The 13,586-nt window shown below is 64.3% G+C and carries 11 protein-coding genes; 10 read left to right on the forward strand and 1 reads right to left on the reverse strand.

The genetic code is table 11. The features are described 5' to 3' along the window. Positions 1 to 33: 33 nt before the first annotated feature. The 9 genes from argB to AC4QBL_RS00355 all read left to right on the forward strand — a co-directional run bounded on the left by argB (position 34) and on the right by AC4QBL_RS00355 (position 10,187). Complete coding sequence (gene argB, locus AC4QBL_RS00315; RefSeq protein WP_472907590.1) at positions 34 to 939, forward strand: acetylglutamate kinase; 906 nt, start codon at positions 34 to 36, stop codon at positions 937 to 939. Between the two features lie 159 nt (positions 940 to 1,098). Then, positions 1,099 to 1,761: a nucleoid occlusion factor SlmA gene (slmA, locus tag AC4QBL_RS00320; protein WP_492131619.1), complete on the forward strand. Its 663-nt coding sequence runs from the start codon at positions 1,099 to 1,101 to the stop codon at positions 1,759 to 1,761. 223 nt (positions 1,762 to 1,984) lie between these two features. Further along, positions 1,985 to 2,689: a TetR/AcrR family transcriptional regulator gene (locus tag AC4QBL_RS00325; protein ID WP_472907592.1), complete on the forward strand. Its 705-nt coding sequence runs from the start codon at positions 1,985 to 1,987 to the stop codon at positions 2,687 to 2,689. A gap of 37 nt (positions 2,690 to 2,726) precedes the next feature. Further along, a complete protein-coding gene (locus AC4QBL_RS00330) occupies positions 2,727 to 4,523 on the forward strand; it encodes an acyl-CoA dehydrogenase C-terminal domain-containing protein (RefSeq protein WP_472901034.1) in 1,797 nt (598 codons plus the stop codon). A 44-nt stretch (positions 4,524 to 4,567) separates the two neighbouring features. Next, positions 4,568 to 5,008 carry a DUF2147 domain-containing protein gene (locus AC4QBL_RS00335; protein ID WP_472907593.1) on the forward strand — a complete coding sequence of 147 codons (441 nt, stop codon included), beginning with the start codon at positions 4,568 to 4,570 and terminating at the stop codon, positions 5,006 to 5,008. A gap of 136 nt (positions 5,009 to 5,144) precedes the next feature. Next, positions 5,145 to 7,544 (forward strand): 3-hydroxyacyl-CoA dehydrogenase/enoyl-CoA hydratase family protein, encoded by a 2,400-nt coding sequence (locus AC4QBL_RS00340; protein ID WP_472907594.1) that lies wholly within the window; start codon positions 5,145 to 5,147, stop codon positions 7,542 to 7,544. 4 nt (positions 7,545 to 7,548) lie between these two features. Beyond that, on the forward strand, positions 7,549 to 7,983 hold the full coding sequence (locus tag AC4QBL_RS00345; protein ID WP_472901037.1) for an endonuclease domain-containing protein: 435 nt from the start codon (positions 7,549 to 7,551) through the stop codon (positions 7,981 to 7,983). A 24-nt stretch (positions 7,984 to 8,007) separates the two neighbouring features. Continuing rightward, positions 8,008 to 9,213, forward strand: a complete 1,206-nt coding sequence (locus AC4QBL_RS00350) for an acetyl-CoA C-acyltransferase (RefSeq protein ID WP_472907595.1) — start codon at positions 8,008 to 8,010, stop codon at positions 9,211 to 9,213. Between the two features lie 152 nt (positions 9,214 to 9,365). Continuing rightward, positions 9,366 to 10,187, forward strand: a complete 822-nt coding sequence (locus AC4QBL_RS00355; protein WP_472901039.1) for an acyl-CoA thioesterase — start codon at positions 9,366 to 9,368, stop codon at positions 10,185 to 10,187. 7 nt (positions 10,188 to 10,194) lie between these two features. On the opposite strand, the gene AC4QBL_RS00360 is transcribed toward AC4QBL_RS00355, so the two are convergent. After that, positions 10,195 to 12,489, reverse strand: a complete 2,295-nt coding sequence (locus tag AC4QBL_RS00360; RefSeq protein ID WP_472907596.1) for a patatin-like phospholipase family protein — start codon at positions 12,487 to 12,489, stop codon at positions 10,195 to 10,197. A 289-nt stretch (positions 12,490 to 12,778) separates the two neighbouring features. Here AC4QBL_RS00360 and AC4QBL_RS00365 point away from each other — a divergent pair, with 289 nt between their 5' ends. Continuing rightward, positions 12,779 to 13,543 carry an enoyl-CoA hydratase gene (locus AC4QBL_RS00365; protein WP_472901041.1) on the forward strand — a complete coding sequence of 255 codons (765 nt, stop codon included), beginning with the start codon at positions 12,779 to 12,781 and terminating at the stop codon, positions 13,541 to 13,543. Positions 13,544 to 13,586: the final 43 nt, after the last annotated feature.

Raw genomic sequence — 13,586 nt, forward strand, 5'->3', positions numbered from 1 at the left:
TTTGCCAAACGTCAACCCGCCGGAAAGCAAAGAATGACCACCCACACCCCAGTAGACCTCTCCCACATCCACCCCCGCGAAAAAGCTGAAATTCTGGCCCAGGCCCTGCCCTACATCCGCAAGTACCACGGCAAAACCATGGTCATCAAGTACGGCGGCAACGCCATGACCGACCCGGCCCTGCAGCAAGACTTTGCCGAGGACGTGGTGCTGCTCAAGCTCGTGGGCATCAACCCGGTGGTGGTGCATGGCGGTGGCCCGCAGATTGAAACGCTGTTGCAGCGCCTGGGCAAAAAAGGCGAGTTCATCCAGGGCATGCGCGTGACCGACGCCGAAACCATGGAAGTGGTCGAGTGGGTGTTGGGCGGCGAGGTGCAGCAAGACATCGTGGGCCTGATCAACGCCGCGGGTGGCAAGGCGGTGGGGTTGACCGGGCGCGACGGCGCCATGATTCGCGCCCAGAAGCTTCGCCTAGCCGACCAGCAAGACCCCAGCCGGGAGCACGACGTGGGCCAGGTGGGCGACATCGTCAGCATCGACCCGAGCGTGGTCAAGGCTTTGCAGGACGACCAGTTCATTCCGGTCGTCAGCCCGATCGGTTTTGGCGAGCACAACGAGAGCTACAACATCAACGCCGACGTGGTGGCGGCCAAGCTGGCCACCGTGCTGCAGGCTGAAAAGCTGCTCATGCTCACCAACATCCGCGGCGTGCTCGACAAAGAAGGCCAACTCTTCACCGAGTTGACGCCGCGCCGCATTGACGAGTTGTGCGAAGACGGCACCATCAGCGGCGGCATGATTCCCAAAATTGCCGGCGCGCTGGACGCGGCCAAGAGCGGTGTCAACGCGGTGCACATCATCGACGGGCGTGTGCCCCACGCGCTGCTGCTGGAAGTGTTGGGCAACGAGCCTTTCGGCACCATGATCCGTTCACACTGAGGTCTTTTTCCGTGCGGCATGGGGTAGGCGGCGGGGCCGCAAACCCCTGTGCGAGAATCAAAATGTAAGCAGGGGAAGACAACCACCGGGCCGGGAACGCAGCCCGCCAGCCGAACACGAACGGACCGACTGCCCATGACACCCAACGGCCCAGAGCCCATGCCCACCGCGGCATCTGACGACACCCAACGCCACGAGACGGCCGAGCCAGCTGAAGGCTCGGCGGGGCGCAAGCGCCCCAAGCCGGGTGAGCGCCGGGTGCAAATTTTGCAGGCCCTGGCCACCATGCTGGAGCAGCCGGGCTCCGAGCGCATCACCACGGCGGCACTGGCCGCTCGGCTCGGCGTGAGCGAGGCCGCCCTGTACCGCCATTTCGCCAGCAAAGCGCAAATGTTTGAAGGTTTGATCGAGTTCATCGAGCAATCGGTGTTCGGCCTGATCAACCAGCTGGGCGACCGCGAGCCCGATCCGCTGCTGCGCTCGCGCCGCTTGGTCACGCTGCTGCTGCAGTTTGGTGAAAAGAACCCTGGCATGGCGCGCGTCATGGTGGGTGACGCGCTGGTGTTTGAAAACGATCGCCTGCAGCAGCGCATGAACCTGTTTTTCGACAAAATTGAAGCCGCCCTGCGGCAGAACCTGCGCGAGGCGGCGGTGCTGGTGGGCACATCCACGCCGACCGTGGACGCGCAGGCAGACGCTTCGGTCATCACCGCGTTTTGCGCCGGCCGGCTGCAACGGTTTGCACGCAGCGGTTTCAAGCGCGTGCCCACCGAAAGCCTGGAACACAGCCTGTGTTTGCTGCTACCGGCTGGCCGACTCTGAGCGTGAGCAGCCAGGGGCAAAGAGCAACGCATTGAACTACGGGTTAACCCTTGTCGGGCGGCTGTCCTGGCGGTTTTAGGGCTTGTGCTCTAAGCAATTCCCCATAAAAAAAGCCCTGCAATGCACCGCAGGGCTTTTTTTGCGGTAAAAATAGCACGACCGTTCGATTTATCGCGCGGTTTGCTTTTTTCGCCACCCAACGCGGCCCTGCCGCCCCCACCGCATGAGCGTCACGTCCATTGTTCGCCGTTCGCAAAGCGCCAGCGCCGCCAGCAAGCCGATGCAAAAAGGCCAGCAAACCAAGGCAGCGATTGTCGAGGCCGCCCTTGGCCTGGCCACGCAGATCGGCCTGGAAGGTTTGTCCATCGGTGCGCTGGCCGAGGTCATGCAGATGAGCAAGTCGGGCGTTTTTGCCCACTTCGGTTCGCGTGAAGAGTTGCAAATTTCGGTGGTGCGCGAGTACCACACGCGGTTTGAAGAAGAGGTGTTTTACCCCGCGATGTCCGCACCGCGTGGCTTGCCGCGCCTGCGGGCCATGTTTGACAACTGGATGAAGCGCACCTCGGTGGAAATCGACTCGGGTTGCATCTACATCAGCGGCGCGGTGGAGTTTGACGACCGCCCGGGCCCTGTGCGCGACGCGCTGGCCAGCTCGGTCAACACCTGGTTATCGGCAATGCGCCGGGCGGTGGAACTCGCCGTGGCCGAGGGCCATCTGAACCCCGACACGGACGCCGACCAGATGGCTTTTGAAATCCATGCCCTCATTCTGGCGCTGCACTACGAAGCCCGCTTTTTGCGCAGCCCCGACTCGTTGCGCCGCGCCTTGAAAGCTTTTGAGGGCATCGTGGGGCGCTTCAGCTCACCCGCACCCGCCGCGGCCAGCCCCGCGCGCGTTTCTCGGGCGCGCAAACCCCGCGCTGCCTGACCCTTTTTCTCTCACAAACCCATTTCAGGAGTTTTTCATGCCCGTCTACAACCCGCCTTTGCGCGACATGCAGTTTGTGATGCACGAGGTGCTGCACGTCACCGACGAATTCAAGTCGATGCCCCAGCACGCCGACACCGATGTGGACACCATCAACGCGGTGCTGGAAGAGGCGGGCAAGTTCGCGTCCCAGGTGATTTTTCCGCTGAACATCAGCGGCGACACCGAGGGCTGCAAGCTCAACCGCGACACCCACGAAGTGACCACGCCCACCGGCTTCAAGGAAGCCTACAAAACCTACGTGGACGGTGGTTGGGCTGCTCTGAGCTGTGACCCTGCCTACGGCGGTCAGGGCTTGCCGCTGGTGGTGAACCAGTGCCTGTACGAAATGATGAACAGCGCCAACCAGGCCTGGACCATGTACCCTGGCCTTACGCACGGCGCCTATGCTTCGCTGCACACGCACGGCACCGACGAGCAGAAGGCCACCTACCTGCACAAAATGACCAGTGGCGAATGGACCGGCACCATGTGCCTGACCGAACCCCACTGCGGCACCGACCTGGGCCTGATGCGCACCAAGGCCGAGCCACAGGCCGACGGCACCTACAAACTCACCGGCAACAAGATCTTCATCAGCGCCGGTGAACACGACATGGCCGACAACATCATCCACCTGGTGTTGGCCCGCCTGCCCGATGCGCCCCCCGGCATCAAGGGCGTGAGCCTGTTCATCGTGCCCAAGTTTCATGTGAACAAGGACGGCACGCTGGGCGAGCGCAACGGCATTTACTGCGGTGGCCTCGAACACAAAATGGGCATCCACGGCAATGCCACGGCGCAGATCGTGCTCGACGGCGCGGTGGGCACGCTGGTGGGCCAGCCCAATAAGGGCATGCAGGGCATGTTTGTCATGATGAACGCTGCCCGCCTGGGCGTGGGCAACCAGAGCCTGGGGCTGACCGAGGTGGCTTACCAGAACGCCCTGGCGTATGCCAAAGACCGCATCCAGATGCGCAGCCTGACCGGCCCCAAGGCCAAAGACAAACCGGCCGACCCGATCATCGTGCACCCCGATGTGCGCCGCATGTTGCTCACCGCCAAGGCCTACGCCGAAGGCGGCCGCGCGCTGGCCATTTACAGCTCGGTGCTGCTGGAAAAGTCGCACAACCACCCCGACGAAAAGGTGCGCAAAGAGAGCGACGAAATGCTGTCGCTGCTGACGCCCATCGTCAAAGCCTTCCTGACCGACAACGGCTACAACGCCGCCACCCAGTGCCAGCAGGTGTTTGGTGGCCACGGTTACATCAAGGAATGGGGCATGGAGCAGCATGTGCGCGACGCCCGCATCAACATGATTTATGAGGGCACCAACACCATCCAGAGCCTGGACTTGCTGGGCCGCAAGGTGCTGGGCAACAACGGCGCCACGCTGAAGAAATTTGGCAAGCTGGTGGGCGCGCTGGTGCAAGAAGAGGGCGTGAATGAGAAAATGGCCGAGTTCATCAACCCCATCGCGGTGCTGGGTGAGCAGATCACCAAGTTCACCATGGAGCTGGGCTTCAAGGGCATGCAAAACGCCGACGAAGTGGGCGCTGCTGCGGTGGACTACCTGCGCGTCGCCGGCCACCTGGTGTTTGGCTATTTCTGGGCCCGCATGGCGCAGGTGGCCTTGCGCGAAATTGCCGCCGGCAACACCGACCCGTTCTATGTGGCCAAGCTGCAGACCGCACGTTTCTACTTTGCCAAGCTGTTCCCCGAAACCGCGACGCTGATGCGCACGGCGCGCACCGGCAGCAAGGTGCTGATGGACACCGACGCGGCCTTGGCTTGAGCCGGTTGATCCCTTCCTCACGTCCCATCTTCAGAGGTGTTCACATGATCAAGACTTCCCTGGCTACCGTTGTTATGGCGGTTTTTGCGACCGGCGCCTGGGCCCAGACCTCCCCCGTGGGCGTCTGGCATTCGATCGACGACAAGACCAAGGAGATCAAGTCCGAGATCGTCATTGCCGACAACGGTGGTGTGCTCTCTGGCAGGGTGGCCAAGCTCTTGCGCAAGGACGCCAAGCAGGACGCGGTGTGCGATCTGTGCACCGACGACCGCAAGGGCAAACCGGTGCTGGGCATGGAAATCATCCGCGATGCCAAGAAAACCGAAGGCAAGGACGTGTGGGAGGGCGGCAAAATTTTGGACCCCGAAAACGGCAAGGCTTACACCCTGCGCCTGACACCGATTGAAGCCGGTAAAAAACTGGAAGTGCGCGGTTCGGTGTTTGGCATTGGGCGCACGCAAACCTGGGTTCGGGTGACCAACTGAAGTACCTCCTCCGCGCCCGGCGCGACCCCTTCAAGGGGGCGGCACCAGCAGCCCGGCCAAGCCGGTTCTGCGGTGCCTCTCGACCGAATCCCCCTCCAGTGCTGCCCATTGAGCAGCGCCCAAAGGAAACCAACTGATGAACCGATTTCAAGTAAAAAAAGTCGCCGTGCTCGGCGCCGGCGTGATGGGCGCGCAGATCGCTGCGCACCTGGTCAACGTCAAAGTGCCGGTGGTGCTGTTCGACCTGCCGGCCAAGGAAGGCCACAAAAACGGCATCGTGACCCGCGCCATCGACAACCTGAAAAAGCTCAAGCCCTCGCCGCTGGGCGTGGCGAGCGACGCCGAGCTGATCGGGCAGGCCAATTACGAAGAGCACATGGAGCAGTTGCGCGACTGCGACCTGATCATCGAAGCGATTGCCGAGCGCATGGACTGGAAGCTCGACTTGTACACCAAGATCGCGCCCTTCCTGGCACCGCACGCGATCGTGGCGAGCAACACCTCGGGCCTGTCGATCACGAAGCTGAGCGAAGCGCTGCCCGAGAGCATCAAACCGCATTTTTGTGGCATCCACTTCTTCAACCCGCCGCGCTACATGACGCTGGTGGAGCTGATCGCCACACCCACCACCGAGCCGCAGGTGCTGGACGACCTGGAAGCCTTTGTCACCAGTGGGCTGGGCAAGGGCGTGGTGCGGGCCAAAGACACGCCCAACTTCATCGCCAACCGCATCGGCATTGCCGGCATGCTGGCCACGATGAAAGAGGTGGACAACTTTGGCCTGACCTTTGACGTGGTGGACGACCTGACAGGCAAGCGCCTGGGCCGCGCCAGCAGCGGCACGTTCCGCACCGCCGACGTGGTGGGGCTGGACACCATGGCCCATGTGGTCAAAACGCTGCAAGACAACCTGTCGCTGGAGAGCGATCCTTTTTACGAGAGCTTCGGCACACCGCCGGTGCTCAAGGCGCTCATTGACGCTGGCCACCTGGGCCAGAAGGCCAAGGCCGGCTTCTTCCAAAAAGTGGGCCGCGACATCTTGCGCTACGAGCTGGAGAGCGGTGAATACGTGCCCGCCGGTGTCAAGGCCGACGAGGTGTATGGCCGCATGCTCAAGCGCCCGGCCGCTGAGCGCCTGAAGTTGCTGCGCAACGCCGAAGGACCGCAAGGCCAGTTTCTGTGGGCGATTCTGCGCAACAGCTTTCATTACGCCGCCGTGCATCTGGCCAGCATTGCCGACACCGCCCGCGACGTGGACCAGGCCATGCGCTGGGGCTTTGGCATGAAGCAAGGTCCGTTTGAGCTGTGGCAAGAAGCCGGCTGGCTGGACGTGGCGAAGATGGTGCAAGAGGACATTGACGCAGGCAAAGCCCTGAGCCGCGCACCGCTGCCCGACTGGGTGTTCAAAGGCCCGGTGGCCGACGCCGGCGGCGTGCACACGGCGCAGGGTTCGTGGAACCCGAGCCAGGGCGTGTTTGAAGCGCGCCGCAGCCTGCCGGTCTACGCACGCCAGCACTTCCCCGAGCTGTTGCTCGGCGAAGCGGGTGCAAAGTATGAAACCGCGGGCACCACCATCGAAGAAAACGACGGCCTGCGTGTGTGGACGCTGGACGGCGAGGTGCTGATCGCCAGTATCAAAACCAAAATGCACGCCATCAGCCCCGACGTGTGCGAAGGCTTGATGGCGGCGGTGGACCTGGCCGAGAAGGAATACCAGGGCCTGGTGGTGTGGTCGGGCGACGAGCCTTTCAGCGCCGGTGCCGACCTGCAAGCCATGCTGCCCGCCTTCATGGCGGTGGGTGTGAGCGCCATTGAAGATGCCGAGGGCTTCATGCAGCAAACCATGCTGCGCCTGCGCTATGCCAACGTGCCGGTGGTGAGCGCCGTGCGCGGCCTGGCGCTGGGCGGTGGCTGCGAACTGGCCGTGCACAGCGCGCGCCGCGTGGTGCACATGGAGAGCTACATCGGACTGGTGGAAGTGGGCGTGGGCCTGGTCCCCGGCGCCGGTGGCCTGACCTACATCGCCCGCCGCGCCGCGGAAAACGCCGAAACCTCCACCGGCAAAGACCTGCTGCCCTTCCTGACCGAAGGCTTCACCGCAGCGGCCATGGCCAAGGTCGGCACCAGCGCGCTGGAATCGCGTCAGCTGGGTTTCGTGCTGCATTCCGATGTGATCGTTCCCCACAAAGACGAGCTGCTGTTTGTGGCCATCAACGAAGCCAAGGCCCTGTTTGTCGGCGGCTACCGCGCACCGCACAAGCGCCTGTTCCCGGTGGCTGGCCGTTCGGGCAAAGCCACCATTCTGGGCAGCCTGGTCAACATGCGCGACGGCGGTTTCATCAGCCAGCACGACTTCCACATCGCGTCGCTGATTGCGCACGTGGTGACCGGTGGCGACGTGGACCCCGGCACGCTGGTGAGCGAAGAGTATTTGATGACGCTGGAGCGCCAGGCGTTTTGCTCGCTGATCGTGCACCCGAAGACGCAGGAGCGGATTCTGGGGATGCTGAACACCGGGCGCCCTGTGCGGAACTGACGCAATGCAGTCGACCGAGGCCGCAGTGACTTACCCCCTCTCCCGCGTGCGGGAGAGGGTTGGGGTGAGGGCGGACGCCAAGGTGAAAGCACGTGGGTTGCGCGGGCAGATGACCGATGCCGAGCTCCTGCTTTGGCAGCATCTTCGTGGCCGCCGTTTCCAGGATTTCAAGTTTCGCCGGCAGCGCCCGCTCGGCCCTTACATCCTCGACTTCGTTTGTCTGGAAGCAGGCCTGGTGATCGAAGTCGATGGTGGCCAGCACAGCGAGCAGCAGGCATATGACCAAGCGCGAACCACGTTGATTGAAGCCCAGGGCCTGACTGTGGTCCGGTTCTGGAACCATGAAGTGATGAATGAAACACCTGCCGTGCTGGAAAGAATCTGGCACCTGTTGCAGGCCCTCACCCCAACCCTCTCCCGCATGCGGGAGAGGGCGTAAAAACGAATACCGAAGGCACCTCCCATGAAACAGATTCAAGACGCCTACATCGTCGCCGCCACCCGCACCCCCATTGGTCGCTCGCACAAGGGTTCGTTCAAGCACCTGCGCCCCGACGACCTGCTGGCCATTGCGCTGCGCTCGGCGCTGGCCCAGGCCCCGGGGCTGGACCCCAAGGCCATTGAAGACATCATTTGTGGCTGCGCTATTCCCGAAGCGCAGCAAGGCTTGAACGTGGCGCGCATTGGCGCCATCCTGGCCGGCTTGCCCAACACCGTGGGTGGCATCACCGTCAACCGGTTTTGTGCGTCGGGCCTGTCGGCTGTGCAGATGGCGGCCGACCGCATCCGGGTCGGCGAGGCCGAGGTGATGATTGCCGCCGGTGTGGAAAGCATGAGCATGGTGCCCATGATGGGCAATTCGCCCAGCTTGTCGCCCGCCATTTTCAGCGACACCGACGACGTTGAAAAATACGGCATTGCCTATGGCATGGGCCTCACGGCCGAGAAGGTGGCGCAGCAATGGAAGGTGTCGCGCGACGCGCAAGACGCTTTTGCCGTGCAGTCGCACGCGCGCGCCGTGGCGGCCATGAAGGCGGGCGAGTTCACCGACGAAATGACGCCGGTGGAAGTGACCGAGCGCCAGGTGAACCTGGAGACCGCCGAGGTGACCACCACCACCCGCACCGTGAGCCTGGACGAAGGTGCGCGCCCCGATACCACGGCCGAGAGCCTGGCGCGCCTGCGTACGGTGTTTGCGGCGCGGGGCTCGGTCACCGCCGGCAACAGCTCGCAAACCAGCGACGGTGCGGGTGCGCTGATCCTGGCCAGCGAGTCGGCCATCAAGCGCTACAACCTCACGCCGCTGGCCCGCTTCGTCAGTTACGCCAGCCGCGGTGTGCCGCCGCACATCATGGGTATTGGTCCGGTGGAAGCCATTCCGGCCGCGCTGAAATACGCCGGCATGCACCAGAACGACATCGACTGGTTTGAACTGAACGAAGCCTTTGCCGCGCAGTCGCTGGCGGTCATGAACACGCTGGGCCTGGACCCGGCGAAGGTCAACCCCATGGGCGGCGCGATTGCGCTGGGCCACCCGCTGGGCGCCACCGGTGCGATCCGTGCGGCCACCGTGGTGCACGCGCTGCGCCGGCACAACAAGAAGTACGGCATGGTGACGATGTGCGTGGGCATGGGGCAGGGCGCTGCGGGTATTTTTGAGCGGGTGTGAACACCCGCCCCCCCCCGCGCCGCTTCGCGTCACCCCCCCCAAGGGGGGCGGCACTGGCGGCCCGGCAAAGCCGGTTCCGCGGTGCCCTTGCCGAATGCACATCGTCTCGGAGACGACTCAGGATCGGCGCCGTCTTCTGCAAACTGGGGCCCATGAACCCACACATCTTTGACCAGGCCATCGCGCTCACCGCCACCGGTGATGGCCAGTACACCGGTGCTACGTCACCCGCCTACGCCAACATGGTGGGGCCATTTGGCGGTATCACGGCGGCCACGGTGCTGAACGCGGTGATGCAGCATCCCGCCTTGTTGGGCGAGCCGCTGTCGCTCACCGTGAACTTTTGCGCCGCCCTGGCCGACGGCCCTTTCACGGTGTCTGCGCAGCCGGTGCGCACCAACCGCTCGACCCAGCACTGGGTCATGGCGATCACGCAGATCGCCGCTTCGGGCGAGGCTGAGACGGTGGTCACTGCGTCGGCCGTGACCGCCGCGCGCCGTGAAACCTGGAGTGTGGACGACGAGCCCATGCCGGCTGTTCCGACCCCGGCCGAGGTGCCGCCGTACACCGTGCCGTCACCGGTCGAGTGGATCAGGCGCTACGAGATGCGCCCTATCGAAGGCGCGATCCCGAACAGCTGGGACGGTACGGGCAGCGACAGCCTCTCGCGGCTGTGGATGCGTGAGCACCAGCCACGTTCGCTGGACCTCTGCGGTCTCGCTGCATTGGCCGATGTGTTTTTTCCGCGCATCTGGCTGCGCCGCGCCACACACGTCCCTGCGGGTACGGTGTCGATGACGGTGTATTTCCACGCGGGCTCCGCGCTGCTGGCCGAAGTGGGCCATGGCTGGGTGCTCGGCCAAGCGAGGGCGCAGGCCTTTCGCAACGGATTTTTTGACCAGACCGCTCAGCTCTGGACCGAAGCCGGCCACCTGCTGGCCACCAGCCATCAGGTGGTGTACTACAAAAACTGAAGCTGGCTCACGGCCGGCCCAGGAACAGGTACAGCCCGGTGTAGCCGCGGGGTGCGCTCACCACGCTCAGGTACAGCGGCCCAATGCCGGTGTCGGCGCCTACAAACAGACTGCTGCCCGCCCGCAAACCATCAAAGCTGATGTCGCGGCTTTGCGCCCAGGCGTTGCCCGCTTCCAGCGAGCCACCCGCAAACAGGGCTCTTGCCACCCCGATGCGCACCGGCAGGCGCTGGTAGTAGGTGAGGCGCCCAAACAGCAGGTAATTGCCCGCCACCTGGCCCACCCGGTAGCCCGACAGTTGCTGGAAGCCGCCGAGCGAATACTCGTCAAGTGCCCCAGGTGGAATCTGGCTGGCGCGTGCGAAACGCGCCCCCAGGTTGAAGGTGTGCACGCCCCAGGTCTTGACCCCGGTGGCGGTGCCTTCCATGCGGGTGAAACTGGTGCTGCCGTTGCCCTCGAAGCTGCGCCGGCCCGCCACCACCTCGCCTTTCAAGCGGTAGCCGTCCGACGGAAAGTTGGCGAAGTCGAGCTGGTCTGAAATGACGGCCGCGCGCAGGCCCACTTCGCGCCAGCCCAGCGATTGCACCACCTCCTTCGGTACCAGTCCGGCCACCAGCTCGGGCGTGGTGCGCCGCTGCGAGGCCACCACGCCCACACGCATGTCACCCAGATTGCCGAGCAAACCCATGGGCCAGCCCACGTCAGCACCGACCTGAATGCCCTGGCGCTGCACGAGTGCAAGCGCATCGCCGTTGGCGCCGAACAGCCCCACCTTGCGCAGGCTCGCGTCCACATACGCCGCCGCAAAGCGCTCGCTGGCGTTGTCCAGCGGCTGGTAGATTTCAGAATACAGACCCAGGGTTTCGCCCAGCTGCACGCGGTTGCGCCATTCGGCGCCGTGCTCGTTGAGCCAGTGGCGGTTGTGGCTGATGCGCAGGTTGAAAGCGCCTTGGCCCTGGAAATCGGTGCGCAGGTCCAGGCCCACGCGCAGGTAGTTGGGGCCCCAGTCGTTGGGGCGCAGGCGAATCGTCAGGTCCTCTTCACCGCTGTTTTCACGCCGGCTCAGGCGGTAGTCCACCCGTTCGTAGTCACCGGTAGCGGCCAGTTTTTGCAGGTCGCCTTCAATCAGCGGCACGTCCACACGCAAGCCTGCCGCGGTGTCCAGGGTCACGGCCAGGCGCTGGGCGCGCTCTTCGCTCACGCCCTCAAAGCGCACGCTGGCAATGCGCCCAATGCGCTGGGTATTGGCCGCCAGCTGTGTGCGGCGCGCGTTGGCCCATTGCTGGTAACGGGTTGGCTCGGCCGCAAAGCGCACCAGGGCTTCGCTGATGCTCTGGGCGTAATCGTTGCCAATCTTGACCAGCTCGGCCGCCCGGTTGAAGTCGGCCGACGTGAGCTGACCCAGCGGCGGCAACAGCAGCAAGTCTTCTGTGGTCAGCGTGGCGATGCTGGCCTGCACGTTTTGTTCGGTCAGGATGTTGACCATCTGCGCCGTGATACCCAGCACGCTGCCCAGCGTTTCGCGCCCAGCCAGTGGGGTACCGATGTTGACCGCAATCACCACATCGGCCCCCATGCGCCGGGCCACGTTCACCGGCAGGTTGTTCACCAGCCCGCCGTCACCCAGCAGGCGGCCGTCCACTTCCAGCGGGGCAAACACGCCCGGCACCGACATGCTGGCGCGCAACGCCGCCGCCAGGTCGCCGTGCTCCATCACCACGGGTTGGCCGGTTTCCATGTCGGTGGCCACCGCGCGAAAGGGGGTGGGCAGGCCGTCAAACGTGGCCAGGTGGCGGGTTGACAGGGTGTAGCGCCGCAGCAGCATTTCCAGCGAGCGGGTCGACACGGCGCCACTGGGCAGGCGAAACTCGCCGTCGCGAAAACCCAGCTGCAACACCGGCGAGAGCTCGAAGTCTTCTTCCTTGCGGCGCTGCGACAGCAGCTGGCGTGGCTCGCGGCGGTCAAACAGGTCGCCCCATTCCACCGCCAATATCTCGCGCTCCAGTTCTTCGGCGCTCATGCCGCTGGCATACAGGCCGCCAATGATCGCGCCCATGGACGTGCCCACGATCAGGTCCACCGGCACCTGCGCGGCCTCCAGTGCCTTGAGCACGCCCACATGCGCAAACCCGCGCGCACCGCCGCCCGAAAGCACCAGGCCCACCACCGGGCGGGCGGCGGTGTCTGTGCGCGGCGCAGGCTCGGCGGCCCACAGCGGGCCAGCCAGCGCCAGCGTGGCGGCGGCCAAGCCCAAGAGCAGCAGGCGGTGCAGCAAACGAAGGGAGGCGGAAGCGGTAGGCATGGGTGGGGCGCTCGGGGTGAGCGAGGTCAAAAAATGGGTGCCACGGGCAAGCCCGTTTGCGGCAGCCCAAAGTGTAGGGTGCGTGTCCCGTATTGGGCAGCTGAACCCAGACGGCGCGCACCTTTCGTGTTAATTTGCAAAGCTTGCGCAAAACCGCCACGGCGTTGTTGTCTGGTCCAGGACTTTGCGCAATGCCTGATTGGGTAACTTCCAGCTCCCGACGGTCAGCCTTCAAACCCCTGAGCAGGGTTGGCGCAGGCCGTCTCCATCCAGCGACACTTCACCGACCATGAGCGATATCCTCGTCCACACCGAAGCCGGCGTTTGCACCCTCACGTTCAACCGCCCCGACAAGAAAAACTCCATCACGGCCGCCATGTACGGCGCCCTGGCCGACGCGCTGCAGGCCGCAGAAGCCGATGCCAGCGTGCGCTGCGTGGTGTTTCAGGGTGTTGAGACGGTGTTCACCGCCGGCAACGACATTGGCGACTTTCTAAACAACCCGCCCGCCACGCACGACTCGCCGGTGTTCCGCTTCCTGCGCGGCATGGCGCAGTTCCCCAAGCCCGTCATTGCCGCGGTGTGTGGCCCGGCGGTGGGCATTGGCACCACGCTGCTGTTCCATTGCGACCTGGTCTACGCCGGCGACAACGCCGCTTTTTCCATGCCCTTCGTCAACCTGGGTCTGTGCCCGGAAGCCGCTTCAAGCTTGCTGGTGCCCCAGATGCTGGGCTACCACCGCGCGGCAGAAGCGTTGCTGCTGGGCGAGCCTTTCATGGCCGAGGCGGCACTGGAAGTGGGCTTGGTCAACCGTGTGCTGCCCCCCACCGAAACGGCGGGCTATGCGCAGAGCGTGGCGCGCAAGCTGGCGGCCAAGCCCATCAGCTCGCTCATCGAGACCAAGCGCCTGATGAAAAAAGGCCAGTCACAGCAAGTGATGGCGACCATGGCCGAGGAAGGCCAGAGCTTTGGCCGCATGCTCAGCGAGCCGGCTGCGCGCGAGGCCTTCACCGCGTTCATGGAGCGCCGCAAGCCCGACTTTTCTCAGCTCTGAGCGTTCAACGTGGCGCCGCCGAAGGGCGGTGGGCTGTCAGGTT

This window comes from Hydrogenophaga sp. L99, assembly GCF_058731905.1.